Raw genomic sequence first — 18,343 nt, forward strand, 5'->3', positions numbered from 1 at the left:
CTTTTATTTCATTTTTTCCTTGCATTGTTCCAGGAAATAATGTGCAGATGAGTCCTGGGGATTTATAGATAGAATTTGTTTAAAAAGCTCTGATGCTTCATTAAATCTTTTTGCTTCATAATGACTTAAAGCGGTCGTAAAAATAGCAGCTGAATCATTTTTAAGCTGAATTACCACAGGTGAATTATGATTAAAGATTTCATAAATTTTAATAGGGTAGTTTTTACCTTTTACTTTGGTCAATCCTAAAAAACGAAAATTATATCGTTCTTTGTATTGTAATTGTATAAAGGTTTGTTCGCTGATTAATAACTCAATATCAAAAACTCGAGTTAGGTTTTCAAGCCTTGAAGCAATGTTGACCGCATCACTAATAACACTGCAATCCATTCGTTCTTCAAATCCAACGGTGCCTAAAATCAAATGCCCTGTATTGATACCAATGCCAACACGTATAGGATCCAGATTATTGAGTATTCGAGAAGCGTTAAAATTGTCTAGGGCGACTAATAATTCCGATGCAGCTGCAAGGGCATCATCTGCATTATTGAATAATGCCATGATGGCATCGCCAATATACTTATCAATAACGCCAGAGTTTCTAAGGATTACCGGCTCCATATAGCTCATTAATGTATTAATCAGATTAAAAATTTCAACTGGGGAAAGTTGCTCGGCAATGGAAGTAAAGGACTTGATATCCAAGAAAAGAACTGTCATGACTTTTTCAACCCAATCACCTAATTTGATATCGGCAATGTTTTTTCGATTCAGTACCTTAAGGAAATCTTGGGGGACAAAACGGGCTACTGCTATGGCATTTTGTTGAATTTGGAGTAGTTTGTCGAGCAATTCGTTATTTAATGCCCTAACTTTTTGCTCAGCGATTTGCAACTCTTGAAAATATGAATTGGTTCGGACCATATAACGAACACGATAACCAAGTAACGTTGGGTTAATCGGCTTTGTGGTAAAATCTGTAGCTCCCGCCTGGTAAGCAAGATTAATTGATTCATAATCTTCTAAACCCGTGACAATCATAATCGGAAGGTAACGCCAATCAGGTAATTTGCGAATTTCAGCACAGACTTGAAAACCATTTAAACCGGGCATTTCTACATCCAGTAATACAGCGTCGGGTTTAGCAGTTGTCAGTAGTGATAATGCTCGTTCACCATTTTCAGCTTGAATTACATTAAAACCAACTTTAATTAATGCATCGCAGGTAATTAGACGCATAGTAGCACTGTCATCAACAACTAAAATCAATGGATTTTCTTTTTCCATAAAAAGGTTACTCGCTTGTAATGGTACAAATTTTTGTTAAATAACCTGCAATATTCTCTAATTCAATTACTTTGTCTACGGCGTTTAATGATTGTGCTACAGCACCCATGCCAAACACAACAGAGCTTTCTTGGTCTTGGATCAAAGTATGCCCATGAGCTTGTTTTAATTCCAATAATCCTGTTGCGCCATCATCACTCATTCCCGTTAAAAGCACACCAATGGCTCTTTCTCTGGAAACCCTGGCGATTGATTGAAATAAATGCGTAATTGAAGGGCAAAAACCGGAAACAGGGGGAGCATCCACTAATTTGCAGATTAAATTTTTATGAGCTTTATCGATCTCCAGATGTTTATGCTCAGGGGCTATGTAAACTACTCCTGCTTTTAAGGTTTCATAATTTTCTGCATTTTTAACGGTAAGCGCTATATTTTCCGCAAGCCATTGAGCAAACCCGCATATAAAACCACTACTCATATGTTGCACAATTACGATAGGTACAGGGAAATCTGCTGGTAATTGGGAGAGAATAGTTTTCAATGCTATGGGACCACCAATGGAGGCCCCCATAGCAATAATTTCATAAAGGGGCTCGCTCGTATGCTTGGCGTGCGCCAGGAAACTGCCGTGTGTTAAATGCCTTTTTAGTGGCTTTTTTACTACTCGAATATCCGCAAGGCTACGAAGAGTATCAATGATATGATTTTTGCTGTCTTCAAAAGAAGGTGAAAATACATTTTGCGGTTTTTCTAGGGCAGTTAATGCGCCTGCGTCGAGAATATGAAAGCTAGCTTGGGCAGATTCGCTATTTATCAGGGAACTAATGATCACAATTGGTGTAGGATGATGGGCCATAATGATACGAGTGGCCTCTAGCCCATCCATGACTGGCATATGTATATCCATCGTAATAAGGTTGGGCTTTAATTTTTTGTTTAACTCAATTGCTTCCTTGCCATTTTTGGCGACGCCAATCACTTCCATATCCTTGGCAGACTCAATGATATGTTGGATTAGTGCCGTTTCTGTAGGTGAGTCATCAACAATTAAAATTTTTATCATAGGCAATCATTCACTATAGCAGCACCCTTTTTATTATCTCTGCAGAATTTAGTACGAAATTAATTTGATTGCTGCCTGTTAAGGTAGCCCCAATGACACAAGGTATATTGGCTAAAGGTTCTTGTAGTGGTTTGAGTACTATTTCTCGTTCACCAATAATTTCGTCGACAAGCAAGGCAAGGCATTCTTCATCTTTCTTGATGACAACAACAGAAAAATTTTCCTTGAGATTCTTCTTATTTTCATCAAGGGACAATACCTTTGACAACGAGCATAACAAAATGGGTTGTTCCTTAACAAGGACGGTTGGATTCCCTTCTACATTAACAATGTCTTTCTTTTGTAACAGCAATACACACTCTACAGCGCTGGTAACAATTACAAATGTCTGGCTACTGCACATAACAATTAAACCGCGTTCAGTCGCTAAGGTAAGAGGAACCTGTAAGAAAAAAATAGTTCCTTTACCTGTTTGGCTTTCTACATTAACCTGGCCTTTTAAACGAAGCAGATTCGATCGAACAACATCAAGTCCTATGCCTCTTCCAGAAATATCGGTCGCTGACTTGCGAGTAGAAAACCCTGGCCGAAAAAGGAGATCATAAATATTTTCCTGTTTCATCGTTTCAAGTTCGGTCTGGGTAATAATATTTTTTTGAAGTGCGCTACGGATCACATCTTCAGTTTTAATTCCTGCACCATCATCGATTATTTTAAACACAATTTGATTGTTTTTCTGCACGACCTCAATACTTATATTTCCCTGCGGTGATTTGCCAGCCCGCAGACGAACCTCACTATTTTCAATACCATGATCAATCGCATTACGCAAAATGTGGACTATAGGATCTTTTAGGCCATCAAGGATTAGCTTATCAATTTTTACTTGATTACTTTTAATTTCGAAATTGACTTCCTTGTTTAGCTCTTGTGCTAAGTCACGGACTATGCGTGGTAAATAACGTAATTGATTTGTTACCGGAATAAGGCGTAATGTACGAATTTCATCCTGAAGTGCATTTAATAAAATTGATAATTCGCTGATGGGGATACGTAACTCCCTTTCAATTAAATGAGCCGCTTTTTTGGCTTCTGTGAGTTCAGTAAAGTTTATGGAGGGTAAGGTATCCACATGTTTTATTTCATTTCCAGAATAATTTTTAATTAACTCAAAGGTGTTTTTTTTCCAAGACTTCGTGAGCTGCTCTAATTTGAAATTAATCTTGGTTAATTTGGCATAGTTTTCTTCAATAGCAATTTTAATGGCTTGAATTTCTTCCATATAAACTGAAATACGTTCCAAATTTTGTAAGGACACGCGTATTGATTCAAATTCGCTTTTTTGGGGGGTGATTGGAAATCCGGCTTTTTCATTAGGCTTAAGTGAGGTTTGATTACTTGGAGATCTATAAGAAGCTATTTCTTTTTGAGTTCGGCCTTCAGCATAACAGGTTAGCTGTTGCAAATGATTGTCTAAGTCAAATGATAAAGGCCGTTGCTCACTAAAGCATTGTATCGCTTCATTCATATAATCAATTGACTGCAAGCAAAGATTAATTATTTCAGAAGAAATCTCGATCTTTTTTTTCTGAATTGCAGCAAATAAAGCTTCTAAATAGTGAGCAATTTCACCTACATCAACGGCTCCTACTCCTCGGGCGGAACCTTTGATATTATGGGCAACTCGAAAAATTTCTTCCAATAGATTCTGGAAGTCTTGTTCAGAGTCAGTTCCTTTCTCAAGCTGTAATAATCCATCCGTTATCGTGATTAAGTTCTCATGTAGCTCTGTTTTAAATGTTTCAATGATTTTCTTAATAAACTCAGTATCTGAGGAAGAAGGGGTAGGTATTGAAGGAGATGTTTCTTCATTGGATTTATTTTCATGAGAGGTAGTCTGTGGGGGGGGGATTTGATTTTCTTCTTCATCTTTATCACGCTGCGAAAGAGATTCGAGTTGATATAACAGTTTATTAAGGTTAGCGGAAAGGGGTTTTTTTTCAATAAAATCCTGCATGGCTTCACGCATCCCATCAACCGCACGAAATGTTAATTGGATTATCTCTGTTGATATTTTATGGAACGGATCAAACAGTTGCTCCACAAATTCAGCGATCTTGCCAAGATTTTGCATGCCTACTGAAAATGCTGAAACTTTAATGTTGCGTCCAGCACGAGAAATGTCCGCCATCATAAGATCGAGATCATTTACTGCTTCTGCCCGTTCAATTTTACTTAAATTTTCAGTAATAATTGACAGTAATGACTCAAGTTCTGGGCCAAATGTTTCTAATAACTGTTTTAATAACTGATCGTCTGGAGTCATATTAAAGCTTCTAAACTTTATAAATATTCACACCATCTTTAAGATGTTTTGCTATATCATCTAACTTATGGATAAAATCCATCAATTCCTTAATGCCCCCTGAAAAAGTGGATGTAGTGCGGTTAATTTCATTCATACTTTCGACTATTTGCTCTATACCTACAGTTTCCTGGCGTATGGCTACTTCAATGTGCTGACTTGAAATAGAGGCTTCATTGATCATTTTACTAAGCGTCTGAATGACTTGACCTGCTTTATCAATGAGTTTTGTCCCGGATTCAAGGGCTTTTGATCCTTCTTCGGTAACAGTAACGGCTTTTTCGGTAGTTCGTCGGATATCTTCAAGAATTTTTTGTACCTGTACTGTAGATTGTTCTGATTGTTCTGCAAGATTTCTGACCTCAGTGGCAACAGCAGCAAATCCTTTTCCAGCTTCACCTGCTTTAGATGCTTCAATGGATGCATTCAATGCCAGCATTTTTGATTGCTGTGCTAGAGTGTTCACTACGGAAGTGATATCCCCAATTTGTTGGGTGTGGGTGCTTAAGTCAAGAATGGTTTGAGCGATAAGCTTCATCTTTTCCTCTAAAGCATTAATCCCTTCAATGCTTTGTGCTACCGATTCCGTACCTAATTTTCCTTGCTCATATGTATTTTTAGCAACTTCCCTTAACGTTTGTGCTTTAGCCATAGTTTGTTTTGAGCTTTTATCAATTTCTTCTAAAGAGGCGCTTATCTCATTAATTGCAGTTGCTTGTGAGGTAATGCCTTCAGCTTGCTCATTGGCCGAAGTAAGAATCGTTTCAACCATGGCCACTATCTCATTGCCCGCGGTGGTAATTTTTTTTGTAATGGATGCAAGGCCATCGGTCATTAAATTTAAATCTTTACCTAAATCTTGTAAAACGTCTTCTTTATCAATTTCAAGATGTTCTCTAAGGTCGCCTGCGGCAACTTTACTACTATGTTCACGAAATTTCTTTGATGAGCTGACTAATTTTTCAAATAATATTCGAGATTCTTCTTCTTTAGTACGGAGAATCTCTTCATTCTTCTTAATCGCTTCTTGCATCGCTTTTAAGGATAAAAGAAGTTTACCTAATTTATCCCTGGTTGGAATTTGGATCATTATATCGCGTTCACCTGCGGCAATTTGTTCAGCAATATCTATTGCCTTATCGATTGGAATGGACATCGCCCGTGATGTGAAATAGGGAACAATAATGGTTAAAATAACAGCTAAAATGAGTAGCCAATAGGCAGAGTTTTTTATAGAAACTAAACTTTTATTAATTTTGGTCGTGTTCTTTTCGATTTCTTGAGATAACAAATAAAATAAGCCACCCGATCTTTTCCCTGTTTCATTAGAATAAGCACCGTCTATAATTTTAAGCATCGCATCTTGAATATTTCTTGTTTTATTCCTCGTTGTTTCTACATTATCAGGATTATTGGGATCCCTTGGCGTATTGATAATCGAGCTTTGAACCTCGTAAAGGGGTAAATATAGTTCCTCTAGTTTATCCCATTCATTTCGGAGTTTGGGGTTTTCTATAGAATGCATGGCCTGGTTCCATTCATTTCTAATATTAGTGATTTGACCCCATAGGCGCTCGAAATGGATTTTGTCTTCGGGGTCGCCTGTCATTGCCCAATGTTCCAGGATGTCTTGAACCTCATAAATTTGGCTATCAATAATTTGTGGCAAATTTTCACTGCGTATTTTTTGGCTTAATTGGACTACAAAGTTAACCTTGGGTATTAAAAGCATAATTAACAGCAATAAAGGAAGGCTAAGAGTCATAAATCCAATGATTAAGCGAGCACGAACAGTTATAACAAAGCCTCGATTATTAGTGGTTTCCATGAACCTCTCCTCTCCTGTATAAACTTTTTTTAATTTCCAAACATAAACTCGATATTAGAGCCTCAACATGGATAATTGCTGTAACCGCATGATGCAATCCCAGAATATATTCAGGTTTTGCTGCATTTGTCGACGATAATGGGATGGCCAATTGATTTGGCTGATAAACAGCACTTCCCTTGATTTGAGGGGTTAGTAAAGCAAGGGTGATGTTATTGGCATTAATGACGATAATAAAATCGTTTTTTTGTTTATGCCCAGAAGGATGCGGATGAAAAAATCGGATTAGATCGATCACAGTAATTAATGCCCCTCGCCAATTAATGACCCCGGCAATAAAATGGGGGATGAACGGAGGTTTTACCAAATCCACATGATGTAAAATTTCTTGGACATATTGATAGGGAATTCCATAATGTTCATTTTTGTTAAGTGTGAAATGAACAAAAGCAATGCCATTATTTTGAGTTTTATCCACTTCCTGTTGTGCGAGTTGCCTGGTTCTCGCTTGCAGTATGTATAATGCTTCTTCACTTTTTGGTATCAGTTCAGAAGCGTGCTTTTGTTCTTTTATCGTCATTTAAAATCCTTTTTTGTTTCATCATCTTTATTTAGAGAGAAATAGATAGCATCATTATGATGAAAACTAAGATTAGTTCCTGATGTAACAATCGGATCTGACGCGCCTAGTACCAGATAACCATGTTCGGTCATACAGGCGCTTAATTTTTTCATAATTTTTATAACAAGTTCATTATCAAAATAAATTAGCACATTACGGCATAATATTAAATCAACATCAAATATTCCATTAATTATAGATGGATAGCTATTATCACATAGATTAAGATATTTAAATTGTACCAAGTCACAAATTTCTGGTGAAAGGATGTATGAGCGATTATTTGTTTTGAAATATCGTTTTACATACTTTTCAGAAATAGAGCGCATCGACCATTGTCCATAAATGCCGGAGCTTGCTTTTTGGAGGGCGCTGGTATTTATATCAGTTCCTATTAAATAGAGGTCCCACGAATCGATATTGGGAAGCAATTCTGTTAATAACATGGCAATTGTATATATTTCTTCACCAGAAGAACAACCTGCACTCCAGATTTTTAAAGTAAAGTCATTCGACTTTTTTTTGATTAATTGAGGCAAAAGAATTTTTTCAAGTAGGAGCATTTGGTTCTTGTCGCGGAAAAAATAGCTTTCGCCTACGGTAATCGATGCAAGTAAATCAGCTAACAATGAAGAATTACAGGAACAACTTTTTAGATGGTTTAGATATTCTTGAGGCAAGTAATTAAATTTAATACATGCGGCAATAATTGTTTTTGTGAGTTCTGTAGCCTGATTTATACGTATAACAAGACCAAATCGTTTGTGAATGAGCTCGATAAACTCGGGCTCGAGTTTTTTTATTTCATTTATTATGGTATTAGTATTGTTGTTCATAATTAGTTACTTGAGTTATTTCTTGTGTAAGTTTTAGCGTAAATACCCAATCAATATTGATTAATAGTGAAACCCCGGTCTCCAGAGTTACGACGCCAAAAAAAGGTGAGTTGCTATTTGTAAATTCTTCATGAACCTCAAGTTTGGTTTCCTCTATTTCATTGATACCAAGTACTTTATCAACGATTAAACCTATCTGGTGTGAGCCGTTATCGCATAGAAGAACGGGTATATTTAAGGGATATATTTGCTCTCGATGCAAACCAATGCTAATCGCTAAATCAAGAACAGGGATGCATTTACTTTTAAGATTCATCAGGCCTGCGCAATAGACTGGGGAAGATGGTACTATTTCAAGCAAGGGTAAAGGAAGTACTTTAGCTATATATTTCAACTCAATGCATGCATGGATGTCTTGCAAAAGAAAATGGAGAACAGTTATGTTCTTGATTGACATTTAAGCTTTTTCCTTAAATAAAAATATTTTTAAGTATGTGTATTATATTTATAGACTTAATACTATTTATGTACAAGCTAATTCCTACAGGAAATCGCTTCTTTGCAAGAGCTTTGTCTCTGAAAACGAAGAGAGTCTCTCCAGGGGATGCTGCAAGTTGAAATTTAGAGTAAGGGTTGTTGTTTCTCCTTGAACCTTCCGCTTGTATGAAGGGTAGTTCCAGGGAGAAACAATTGCAAGGGAGTCTATCCTGCTGAGGTGTTTTCACGTGCAAAATAATTTAAATCCAGTTCTCGGGCAGCCTTAACATCGTCCAGTCGCTTAACGGGTAAAGAATGAGGTGCCTCTTTAACTATGCCAGGGTTTGTTGCTGCTTCTTCTTTGATAGATTTCATTACCTGTACAAACTGATCCAGTTCTTCTTTGCTTTCGGTTTCTGTAGGCTCAATAAGCAAGCATTCAGGAATAAGCAACGGAAAATAAGTGGTTGGGGCATGGATGCCATAATCCAATAATCTTTTGGCAATGTCCATGGCGGTAATCCCATAAGATTTCTTTTCCGGACTTAGTGTTAAGATAAATTCATGCGAAGCACGTCTGTTTGGATAGGCTGGAGTAAACCCTGCTTTGATTAACTCTTTAAGGAGGTAATTTGCGTTTAGCGTCGCATGTTCTGAAACACGCAATAAACCCTCTTTACCGAGTACACGTATGTAAAAATAAGCACGCAGTAAAATACCCGCATTTCCCATAAAGCAGGATAATCGGCCTATACTCTGGGGATAATCGTGCTGAGATGCCCATTGGTACCCAGAGTTTGTTTTTTTCACGACTGGTAATGGCATGAAGGGCAGTAAACGGTTGCCTACTGCAACAGGACCTGCGCCAGGTCCGCCGCCGCCATGAGGGGTAGCGAAGGTTTTATGAAGATTTAAATGCATAACATCAAAGCCCATATCCCCCGGCCTTACTTTCCCTAAAATAGCATTAAGGTTGGCACCATCGTAATACAATAATCCACCAGCTTGATGAACCAGGGCAGCTATTTCTTTAATTTGTCGCATAAACAATCCGAGTGTAGAAGGATTGGTTAACATGATTCCTGCAGTTTTAGGGCCAAGTTTGCTCTTTAACTCTTCAAGATCAATATCGCCGTCTGCAGCAGTAGCTATTTCAACAATTTTAAATCCACACATGACTGCAGAAGCTGGATTTGTGCCATGGGCGGCATCTGGAATCAACATTTCATCTCGTGCAGTATCACCGCGAGATTGGTGATACGCTTTAATCATTGCAACACCTGCAAATTCACCCTGAGAACCTGCCATGGGTGTCAAAGACACCCCAGCCATCCCCGTAATTTCGGCTATATATTCTTGCAAGCGATAAAGCGGCTCTAAAAAACCCTGGCTGTCTTGTTCAGTTGCAAGTGGATGGCGGTTGAGAAAATTCGGGTTGGATGCTGCTTTATGTACCCCCCGCGGATTATACTTCATGGTACACGAACCTAAGGGATAAAAATTACTGTCTATTGCAAAATTTTTATGGGAAAGGCGCGTGAAATGTCGCACGACTTGTAATTCGGAGCAAGCAGGCAATCTAGGTGGTATTTTTCGCTCCAATTCGGCAGGAATGGCGTATTTACTCTTTGAAATTTTCGGTGCTTGTGCCGTAGCTTGACGGTTATTTTGGGATAATTCAAAAATTAACATAATTTGCCTTCCGTTTTCTGAATAAGCTCTTTAAGTTCAGCTCGATGATTGACCGGGGTAAATTCAATAAACTGATACTCCGCGATTTCTGCTAAATAATAAGGGTCATTTTTGAATATGGATTCAAGATAGGCTCGATCATTTGTAGCCGCAATGATGATCCCGCCTGTCCGTGGTTTCATTGGGCCAGAAGCTACCAATAAACCTTGTTTGTAATAGTAATCAAGAAATTCTCTGTGTGACTGTAAATACTTATCTACTTCATTAAGAGGTACTAGATAAGTTAACTGAATTACGAACATGTGGCACCTCGTTGAGACATGATGGCTTTTAATGTATTTGCATAGAGCTCGATTTCTTCATCTGTACGCATTTCTGTAGCACAAACCAAAAGGGTATTTTCTAATCGAGGATAATGGATTGCTGGAGCATAACCACCTGTAATGCCTGCATTGGCTAACTCTTTTAATACTTGATCAACAGGTTGATTTAATTGAAGCAATACCTCATGAAAATAAGGGGCATCAAAAGCTAACTTTACACCATCAATTTGGGTTAAAACCTCAGCCAATAGATGTGTGTTTTGATGGCATTGGCTTGCTACCTGGCGTAATCCTTCTGCTCCCAATAGGCTCATGTGGATGGTTGCCGCGGTAACGAGTAATCCTTGATTAGTACAAATGTTTGACGTCGCTTTAGCGCGGCGTATATGTTGTTCTCGTGCTTGTAATGTTAAAGTAAACCCTCTTTTACCCTCTTTATCTACAGTACATCCAATCAATCTTCCTGGAAGTTGGCGGACATGGCTCATACGTGTACTTAAAAAACCAAAATAAGGGCCTCCAGAAGCCATAGGCGAGCCTAAAGGTTGCCCTTCACCGCAAACAATGTCTACGCCATGGTTACCCCACAAACTCGGTGGTTTTAATAATGCAAGCGATACGGGGTTTACACATGCGATACTAATGACTTTGTTTTGATGTGCCCAATCACTCAATTCATTAACTTTTTCAAGGCAACCAAAGAAATTAGGCTGTGCAATCACGAGCGCAGTAATATCCTCACCAGAATATTGCTTTAATGCAGAAAGAGCGATAACGCCTTTCTTTTCATCAAATGGTAACGTAATGACTTCGATATGTTGATTACGTAAGATGGTTTCAACCGTTTCACGATAGAAAGGATGAACAGTACCCGCTATTAACACACGATTTGTTTTACTGTGTTTGTTGATGCGTACTGCCATTAAAATGGCTTCCGCCAAAGAAGTGGCGCCATCATACATTGATGCATTAGAGACATCCATGCCAGTGAGTTCACAAATCATTGTTTGATATTCGTAGAGTAGCTGTAAGGTGCCTTGACTGGCCTCCGCTTGATAAGGCGTATATGCGGTTAAAAATTCGCCGCGAGAGGCAATATCCCACACTGCTGCAGGAATATGATGTTCATAGCATCCTGCCCCCATGAAGCAAACACCATTACGATTTTTATTTGCAAAGTTTTGTGCTTCTTTCAACATATCCATTTCGTTGATGCCAGCAGGTATGTTTTGAAAACCTGCATATTGCAAAGCTAAGGGAATCTCATCAAACAAGGTTTGTGTTTCTTGTACTCCAATAGCATTTAGCATGACCTTAATGTCTTCAGGGGTATGGGGGATATAAGGCATAATTAATGTTCCTCGGCAATCTCATTTTGATATTGTTCAGCATTTAATAAACTATTTATTTCATCGGGATGGCTTGGTTTTAGTTTGACTAGCCAACCAGCGGCATAGGGATCGCTGTTGACGAGTGCTGGATTTTCAACAACCATTTCATTAACTGCCGTGACAATACCACTAACAGGGGCGTAAAAATCAGAAGCAGCTTTTACCGATTCAACGACACCTAACTCTTCACCGGCACTTACCTGATCACCTATTTCTGGAAGCTCGACAAAAACCATGTCCCCTAAAAGTTCTTGGGCATGATCTGTAATGCCTACAGTGACCTCTTCATTTTCTTTTTTTAGCCATTCGTGTGTCATTGTGAATTTTAAATCATTCATTGTATTTATCCTCATTTTTTGTGTAGCTTAAATGAAGCGAGGTGGGACCTCAGACGTTTGTACCACTAAAAATTAGCATCTATAACTCCCTGTTCTTGCTCGCTATGAACTCAATTGCTTATAAATAATGTGACGTTAAATGGCTTTTCCCAATTTGACAAAGCGTGGCTTACCTACTTTTGCGGGAACTAATTTACCACGAATATCTACCATTACTTCCTCACCCGTTTCAACAGGAACTCGTGCCAGCGCGATAGATTTTTCTAATGTAGGAGAGTAGCTTCCACTGGTAATAATTCCATCGGAACAACCGGGAACAACAACCCTTTGCCCATGGCGCATGACTCCTTTGTCTAATAAGGTAAGTCCTATCATTTTGCGTTTAATTCCTATTTGCTTTTGTGAAAATAAAGCCCCCATTCCAATAAAGTCGCGATCTTCGGGTTCCCACTTAATGGTCCAGGATAGGCCTGATTCCAATGGACTGGTAGTTTCATCCATATCTTGACCATAAAGAAGCATGCCGGCTTCTAATCTTAAAGTATCTCGAGCAGCCAGGCCACAAGGATGTATGTGTGCTTTTAGCAAATCATGCCATAATTGCACAATTATTTCTTGTGGAACAATAATTTCTAAACCGTCTTCTCCAGTGTATCCTGTACGTGCAAAAAACCAATTTTCTACATCAACGCATTCAAAATGGGTTAATGTAGAAACAGCATCACTTTGTGCAGGATTAAGTGTTGTTAACACCTTTTCTATCGCATTAGGGCCTTGTATGGCAAGCATGGCCAACTCTGTTCGCTCTTGCAAGCCAACAGCAAACCCCTCACTTTTTTTGCGAATCCAGGCTAAATCATTTTCTCGGGTAGCTGAGTTGAGAATAATCCTGTAATTATCTGAAGCACGCTGATAAACAATAAGGTCATCAATAATTCCGCCATGCTCATTGCACATGCAGCTGTACAGTGCTTTGCCGTTATGCTCCAACAAGTCAACATCATTAGTGAGAAGTTTGCGTAAAAATTGACGACAACCAGCACCAAGTACATCGACTATGGTCATGTGAGAGACATCAAACATACCTGCATCTTTGCGTACATGCTGATGTTCTGTGATCTGAGATCCATAATGCAACGGCATTTCCCAGCCATGAAAATCAACCATTTTTGCACCACATTCCAAGTGTGTGGCATAAAGAGGAGTTTTAGCAATCATTGCATATCCTTATAATAGAACCTTGATGCCAATGATTATACCTATTGCGGTATATACTGTATATTGCATAAAGCATATTTCTTAGGACTACTTTAATGACAGGGCTATTTTTTTTGCGATGGATGCTCGATTTAGTTTGGTTATTTTTTCTTTTGATTCTGTTTAGACATTTTTGGCAAGACAGGCAGGTATTAGTGCGTGCGAAATCCTGGTTAATCACCAAAGGCCGTATTACCTCTTGTAAATGGACGGAAGTGGGCCATAGTGTTTGGCCTAAAATTGAATATTCTTATCAAGTTTATGATAAAGATCTGACTGGAGAATATTTATTTTTAGATACTGCTCATAATAATCCAAATAGTAAATATTCTAGAAATATTGCATATAAGGCTGCAGTTGCTTTTAAAGAGGATAAAGAAATTGATGTTTATTATAATCCAAATAATCCAGAGCAATCCGCTTTGGATGTAACTGTGCCAACCAAGTTAAATATCATTTTAATTTTGATTGGCGCATTCATCGTCTTGCATTTGGGACTTATTGTTTGGCGTTACCTGAGTTAGGTTTACTCGGTGGTAAGAGGGGGCTCTCTTGTTCAACATCACATTTACAGGGTGTTTTGTTGACCACAGATTGTAGACTCGAAATAGTGTAGCCTCTTACGCCCTGGCCTGAGGGGGCTGTCATAAAATTGATGGTTACTTTCAAATGCTGTTTTTGCTGATATTGGGGATTTTGGTATACAACTAATAAACCCATAGTCGCTTTCCAATGCGTGGCGTCAATGTTAGAAATAACAGGTGGTTCAGTCGCTACAGCGCTTACATAATAAAGATTTTTTTGTATGGCCTCGGGTAATTTTGAAGCATTTAATGCATTGCTGTATGCTATCCAGCCATCAGCCGTAAAATATTTGGCTATTCTTTTTTGATCTTCTAAATAGTTTTTATAACTATAGGTGTATGTGGCAACAATAGCTTCATTGACCCAGACTGATAATTGCACGGGATCAGGTTGTGCATAACTGAATTGAGAAATGAGCAACAGTATCCCCAGGAAGCTTGTTAATTTTTTATTCATGAATAATGCCTCGATTGTCAATGGAATAGATTGATTTTAATCATTTTTACTGAAATTCACCACTTCCAATAAGAAGTATTTGAGTTCTTATTTAGCTTGAATCCTGGAAAAAAGCTTTATTTTGAAACAAGATGGGGCAAAAACAGTATTTCGGGCTTAGGGCAGAAAACCACCGCCATTAACTGCGGAAATGCAGACTCTATACACAGGAGAAATGGATTTTCCCTTTCGTGAAAAGTTTCCCCCCAGGTCAATAGCAGTGGGCCTAAGTGGATACTAAAAAAATCCCCGGCTGGAGCCGGGGTAAATTGTGTGTTTAGATCATGAATCTAAACATTTCTTCGCTTAAGAGGGGGTAAAGCGAAGTTAAGCATTCGGGGGAAATGCTCACTATATTAGACACCTAAATTCCATAAAAGTTCAATTATTAATCTAAATGTTTTGTTTTTTTCGATTGTCTTTAATTAAGGATAATCACCAACTGATCGATTAATCATTATAATGAGCAATTTAGGATAATATTTCAACGGCTTTTATCTATTGATTAAGCCTTCTTTATGGTATTTTATGCAGCATATCAAACGGATATGGAAATAACTGTAACTGCATTTTTAGTGTATACTGTTTGTTTGATTCTGCAAAGTGTATTTCGTTGTATCAACCAAAGTTTATTAAGGGGGCATAGTGCGGGAAAGTCGGTTCTACTTTGCTAATCCTGATAGAGTCGGTCGATATATAAATCGTTGGGATTTACTGCTTCTTATTCTTATTTTTTCTATCCTGTTTTTTTTAGGTTGGGCTGGTTCACAAATGGCTACTCCATATCAACTAGGAGAACAGATCCCCATTTCTTTAGATCCTTCCAACCTTCCTTTTTATGCGTTGCGTACCGTGTTGCGTATGTTTATCGCCTTATTCTTTTCCATAATTTTTACATTTACTGTTGGGCTTTGGGCTGCTAAAAATCGACGTGCAGAGCAGATAATTATTCCAGCTATTGATATCTTGCAATCCATACCTGTCTTAAGCTTTTTATCGATTACAGTAACAGGGTTTATTCACTTGTTTCCAAATAGTCTGTTAGGACCGGAGTGTGCTTCCATATTCGCTATTTTTTGTGCCCAGGTATGGAATATGACTTTTGGTTTTTATCAATCCATAAAAACACTGCCTCATGATTTAAAAGAAGTAGCTTCCATGTTTCGATTATCCGCATGGCAGCGTTTTTGGAAACTGGAAGTACCTTTTTCCATGTCAAGTTTATTATGGAATATGATGGTTTCCATGTCTGCGAGCTGGTTCTTTGTGGTCCTGTCTGAAGCGATTTCTGTCGCGCATCAAAACATCCGCTTACCCGGAGTGGGCTCCTATATCGCTTTAGCCATACAGCAACGCGATTTACATGCAGTTGGTTATGCAATTTTAACGATGGTTATTGTGATTTTTTTGTATGATCAAATTTTCTTTCGCCCTTTAATTGCATGGTCAGAGAAATTTAAAGCAGAAACCTCGCATGATGAAGCGGAATATCAATCTTGGTTGGTGGATTGGATGCGTGGCAGTCGTTTAATGAAGCAATTCGCCGAGATTATTGGGGTTTTCACCGATCATTTTGTGAATGCACGCTGGATGCGCCTTAATGAATCCAAAGCAGTTAAGGAAATTGATTTAAAAAAACAACGGCGTCTTGATCGATTTTGGGGGGCCTTTGTCTTTTTATGTGTGTGTTCAGGAGCATGGTTTTTGCTGCGCTTCATTCTTGCAGAGCTGAAAATTAGTGATATTGTTCACGTATTCTTGCTTGGCGCAGCAACAGGGACACGTGTTATATGTCTAATTATCCTGAGTTCATTAATTTGGATTCCAGTAGGTGTATGGATAGGTATGAGACCAAGGATTGCACAAAAAATACAGCCAGTGATTCAATTCGTCGCCGCCTTCCCAGCTAATTTATTTTATCCTTTATTTGTTATTGCTATTGTTAAATTCCATTTAAATGTAGAAATTTGGGTTACTCCACTGATGATCCTCGGGACTCAATGGTATATTTTATTTAATGTGATTGCGGGTGCATCGGCAATCCCGCGCGAACTGTATCTCGCAGCAGATAATTTTGGTTTGAAAGGATGGCTTTGGTGGAAAAGATTAGCAGTTCCAGGGATCTTTCCTTTTTATATTACTGGCGCCATAACTGCAGCAGGTGGTGCATGGAATGCCAGCATCGTGGCAGAATTTGTAAGTTGGGGAAATACTACGCTTAGAGCCACCGGTTTAGGTGAATACATCCAAGCCAGTACAGCAACAGGGGATTTCCCAAAAATTGCTTTAGGTACAGCGATGATGTGTTTGTATGTACTTGCTTTTAACCACTTGATTTGGCGTCCGTTATATCGGTTAGCGGAAGAACGTTTTAATTTTAATTAATAAATCATTATGTCTGAAACCATTATTTCTATAGAAAGTTTAAGTAAGTCGTTTAAAAAATCATCAGAGCAAAATTTGCTGGTGCTCGAGGATGTTAATTTTAAACTGCAAGAAGGTGAAATTGTTGCTTTATTAGGTAAATCTGGTTCAGGCAAATCGACGTTGTTGCGTATTATTGCCGGTCTGGTTGCTCCAACAAGCGGCTCTGTGACTTACAGGGGAAAACCAGTTATGCGACCCGTTGATGGTATTGCGATGGTTTTTCAATCTTTTGCGTTGATGCCGTGGCTTACTGTATTAGAAAATGTAGAGCTTGGTCTTGAAGCTCAAGGTGTTAGCCGAGAAGAGCGAAGGCATCGTGCTATTGAAGCAATTGATATTATTGGTCTTGATGGTTTTGAATCTGCTTTCCCAAAAGAATTGTCAGGCGGTATGCGCCAACGTGTTGGTTTTGCGCGTGCTTTAGTGATTAACCCCGATGTTTTGTTAATGGATGAGCCTTTTTCTGCACTTGATGTGCTTACTGCGGAAAACTTAAAATCTGACTTGTTGGAGTTATGGAAAGAGAAGAAAACAAATACGAATGGAATTTTATTGGTAACCCATAATATTGAAGAAGCTGCTACTTTGGCAGACAGAATCGTTATTTTTGGCAATGATCCTGGATATATTCGAGCTGAATTACCTGTAACTTTACCACAACCCCGTGATCCCGAATCCTCTGAATTTCGAGCTTTAGTCGATAAAATTTATACTTTAATGACTACTGGACCTAAAGAAAAAGCGAAGCGTGCCCAAAGAGAGCGGCAAATTGGTTTAGGTTATCGTTTGCCTGAAGTAGAGCCTTCAGAGCTAACGGGTTTGATTGAAACTATGACTTCTTTTGAAGAGCGTATTGACCTTCCAGAGCTTGCTGATGAACTCATGATGAATATTGATGATCTATTCCCTATACTTGAAACATTAGAAATATTAGGTTTTGCTAAAGTTTCTGCGGGCGATATTCAATTAAGTGATTTAGGAAAGCAATTTTCCGAGGCTGATCTCCAGGAGCGTAAACAATTATTTGCACGTAGATTATTGGAGAAAGTACCTCTTGCACGTTACATTCGCAGAATTTTAGATGAAAAAGTCGGCCATAGAGTTTCGGAAGAACGATTTTTAAGTAAACTTGAAGATTATTTAAGCGAAAAGGAAGCCGAGCGTGTTTTACGCACAATGATTGATTGGGGGCGCTATGCAGAGATTTTTGCTTACGATTTTAATACGGGTATTTTAAGTTTGGAAAATCCCGGCATAGGTGCATAAAATGCATCATTAAAACTCCTTTTCAAAAAGTCCAATTTATTTGCTAAAGAATATTTATATTCATCTGATTAATTTATTATTATTTGTTCAA

16 protein-coding genes are annotated in these 18,343 nt (G+C 38.3%); 3 read left to right on the forward strand and 13 right to left on the reverse strand.

The window, feature by feature from the left end:
* Positions 1 to 3: 3 nt before the first annotated feature.
* The 12 genes from EKG34_RS05285 to gcvT form a co-directional block, all read right to left on the reverse strand.
* Entirely contained in the window at positions 4 to 1,287 is a 1,284-nt protein-coding gene (locus EKG34_RS05285) for a response regulator (RefSeq protein WP_003634160.1), read from the reverse strand.
* Positions 1,288 to 1,294: 7 nt separating this feature from the next.
* A complete protein-coding gene (gene cheB / locus EKG34_RS05290; RefSeq protein ID WP_003634161.1) occupies positions 1,295 to 2,350 on the reverse strand; it encodes a chemotaxis-specific protein-glutamate methyltransferase CheB in 1,056 nt (351 codons plus the stop codon).
* A gap of 13 nt (positions 2,351 to 2,363) precedes the next feature.
* The gene (locus EKG34_RS05295) at positions 2,364 to 4,676 is read right to left on the reverse strand and encodes an ATP-binding protein (protein ID WP_003634163.1); all 2,313 of its coding nucleotides are present in this window, start codon (positions 4,674 to 4,676) and stop codon (positions 2,364 to 2,366) included.
* Positions 4,677 to 4,686: 10 nt separating this feature from the next.
* The gene (locus EKG34_RS05300; protein ID WP_003634165.1) at positions 4,687 to 6,543 is read right to left on the reverse strand and encodes a methyl-accepting chemotaxis protein; all 1,857 of its coding nucleotides are present in this window, start codon (positions 6,541 to 6,543) and stop codon (positions 4,687 to 4,689) included.
* Entirely contained in the window at positions 6,530 to 7,123 is a 594-nt protein-coding gene (locus tag EKG34_RS05305) for a chemotaxis protein CheW (protein WP_003634167.1), read from the reverse strand. Before EKG34_RS05305 ends, EKG34_RS05300 begins: the two co-directional genes overlap by 14 nt.
* On the reverse strand, positions 7,120 to 8,001 hold the full coding sequence (locus tag EKG34_RS05310) for a CheR family methyltransferase (RefSeq protein WP_003634170.1): 882 nt from the start codon (positions 7,999 to 8,001) through the stop codon (positions 7,120 to 7,122). The genes EKG34_RS05305 and EKG34_RS05310 overlap by 4 nt, the downstream gene beginning before the upstream one ends.
* Positions 7,985 to 8,458: a CheW domain-containing protein gene (locus EKG34_RS05315; protein WP_003634172.1), complete on the reverse strand. Its 474-nt coding sequence runs from the start codon at positions 8,456 to 8,458 to the stop codon at positions 7,985 to 7,987. Before EKG34_RS05315 ends, EKG34_RS05310 begins: the two co-directional genes overlap by 17 nt.
* Positions 8,459 to 8,703: 245 nt before the next feature.
* Positions 8,704 to 10,170: an aminomethyl-transferring glycine dehydrogenase subunit GcvPB gene (gene gcvPB, locus EKG34_RS05320; protein ID WP_003634174.1), complete on the reverse strand. Its 1,467-nt coding sequence runs from the start codon at positions 10,168 to 10,170 to the stop codon at positions 8,704 to 8,706.
* Positions 10,164 to 10,472 carry a YciI family protein gene (locus tag EKG34_RS05325; RefSeq protein WP_003634175.1) on the reverse strand — a complete coding sequence of 103 codons (309 nt, stop codon included), beginning with the start codon at positions 10,470 to 10,472 and terminating at the stop codon, positions 10,164 to 10,166. Before EKG34_RS05325 ends, gcvPB begins: the two co-directional genes overlap by 7 nt.
* Positions 10,463 to 11,842 carry an aminomethyl-transferring glycine dehydrogenase subunit GcvPA gene (gene gcvPA / locus EKG34_RS05330; protein WP_003634177.1) on the reverse strand — a complete coding sequence of 460 codons (1,380 nt, stop codon included), beginning with the start codon at positions 11,840 to 11,842 and terminating at the stop codon, positions 10,463 to 10,465. The genes EKG34_RS05325 and gcvPA overlap by 10 nt, the downstream gene beginning before the upstream one ends.
* Positions 11,843 to 11,844: 2 nt before the next feature.
* Positions 11,845 to 12,222 carry a glycine cleavage system protein GcvH gene (gcvH, locus tag EKG34_RS05335; RefSeq protein WP_003634178.1) on the reverse strand — a complete coding sequence of 126 codons (378 nt, stop codon included), beginning with the start codon at positions 12,220 to 12,222 and terminating at the stop codon, positions 11,845 to 11,847.
* A 135-nt stretch (positions 12,223 to 12,357) separates the two neighbouring features.
* On the reverse strand, positions 12,358 to 13,440 hold the full coding sequence (gcvT, locus tag EKG34_RS05340; RefSeq protein WP_003634180.1) for a glycine cleavage system aminomethyltransferase GcvT: 1,083 nt from the start codon (positions 13,438 to 13,440) through the stop codon (positions 12,358 to 12,360).
* Between the two features lie 95 nt (positions 13,441 to 13,535).
* Here gcvT and EKG34_RS05345 point away from each other — a divergent pair, with 95 nt between their 5' ends.
* Entirely contained in the window at positions 13,536 to 14,003 is a 468-nt protein-coding gene (locus EKG34_RS05345; RefSeq protein WP_003634182.1) for a DUF3592 domain-containing protein, read from the forward strand.
* Here the strand turns inward: EKG34_RS05345 and EKG34_RS05350 are convergent.
* Positions 13,978 to 14,520 carry a DotI/IcmL family type IV secretion protein gene (locus tag EKG34_RS05350; protein WP_003634184.1) on the reverse strand — a complete coding sequence of 181 codons (543 nt, stop codon included), beginning with the start codon at positions 14,518 to 14,520 and terminating at the stop codon, positions 13,978 to 13,980. The genes EKG34_RS05345 and EKG34_RS05350 overlap by 26 nt on opposite strands.
* 684 nt (positions 14,521 to 15,204) lie before the next feature.
* Here EKG34_RS05350 and EKG34_RS05355 point away from each other — a divergent pair.
* Positions 15,205 to 16,944 carry an ABC transporter permease gene (locus EKG34_RS05355; protein WP_012979534.1) on the forward strand — a complete coding sequence of 580 codons (1,740 nt, stop codon included), beginning with the start codon at positions 15,205 to 15,207 and terminating at the stop codon, positions 16,942 to 16,944.
* Between the two features lie 9 nt (positions 16,945 to 16,953).
* Positions 16,954 to 18,252, forward strand: a complete 1,299-nt coding sequence (locus EKG34_RS05360; RefSeq protein ID WP_003634189.1) for an ABC transporter ATP-binding protein — start codon at positions 16,954 to 16,956, stop codon at positions 18,250 to 18,252.
* Positions 18,253 to 18,343 lie beyond the last annotated feature (91 nt).

Source organism: Legionella longbeachae (genome assembly GCF_004283175.1).
GTDB lineage: Bacteria > Pseudomonadota > Gammaproteobacteria > Legionellales > Legionellaceae > Legionella > Legionella longbeachae.

Bases quoted from the DNA above. Each gene is read 5' to 3' on its own strand.
- EKG34_RS05285 (WP_003634160.1), bottom strand. From the start codon at position 1,287: ATGGAAAAAGAAAATCCATTGATTTTAGTTGTTGATGACAGTGCTACT.
- EKG34_RS05360 (WP_003634189.1), top strand. From the start codon at position 16,954: ATGTCTGAAACCATTATTTCTATAGAAAGTTTAAGTAAGTCGTTTAAA.
- EKG34_RS05300 (WP_003634165.1), bottom strand. From the start codon at position 6,543: ATGGAAACCACTAATAATCGAGGCTTTGTTATAACTGTTCGTGCTCGC.
- EKG34_RS05350 (WP_003634184.1), bottom strand. From the start codon at position 14,520: ATGAATAAAAAATTAACAAGCTTCCTGGGGATACTGTTGCTCATTTCT.
- EKG34_RS05295 (WP_003634163.1), bottom strand. From the start codon at position 4,676: ATGACTCCAGACGATCAGTTATTAAAACAGTTATTAGAAACATTTGGC.
- cheB (WP_003634161.1), bottom strand. From the start codon at position 2,350: ATGATAAAAATTTTAATTGTTGATGACTCACCTACAGAAACGGCACTA.
- EKG34_RS05345 (WP_003634182.1), top strand. From the start codon at position 13,536: ATGACAGGGCTATTTTTTTTGCGATGGATGCTCGATTTAGTTTGGTTA.
- gcvPB (WP_003634174.1), bottom strand. From the start codon at position 10,170: ATGTTAATTTTTGAATTATCCCAAAATAACCGTCAAGCTACGGCACAA.
- EKG34_RS05305 (WP_003634167.1), bottom strand. From the start codon at position 7,123: ATGACGATAAAAGAACAAAAGCACGCTTCTGAACTGATACCAAAAAGT.
- EKG34_RS05315 (WP_003634172.1), bottom strand. From the start codon at position 8,458: ATGTCAATCAAGAACATAACTGTTCTCCATTTTCTTTTGCAAGACATC.
- gcvPA (WP_003634177.1), bottom strand. From the start codon at position 11,842: ATGCCTTATATCCCCCATACCCCTGAAGACATTAAGGTCATGCTAAAT.
- gcvH (WP_003634178.1), bottom strand. From the start codon at position 12,222: ATGAATGATTTAAAATTCACAATGACACACGAATGGCTAAAAAAAGAA.
- EKG34_RS05325 (WP_003634175.1), bottom strand. From the start codon at position 10,472: ATGTTCGTAATTCAGTTAACTTATCTAGTACCTCTTAATGAAGTAGAT.
- EKG34_RS05310 (WP_003634170.1), bottom strand. From the start codon at position 8,001: ATGAACAACAATACTAATACCATAATAAATGAAATAAAAAAACTCGAG.
- gcvT (WP_003634180.1), bottom strand. From the start codon at position 13,440: ATGATTGCTAAAACTCCTCTTTATGCCACACACTTGGAATGTGGTGCA.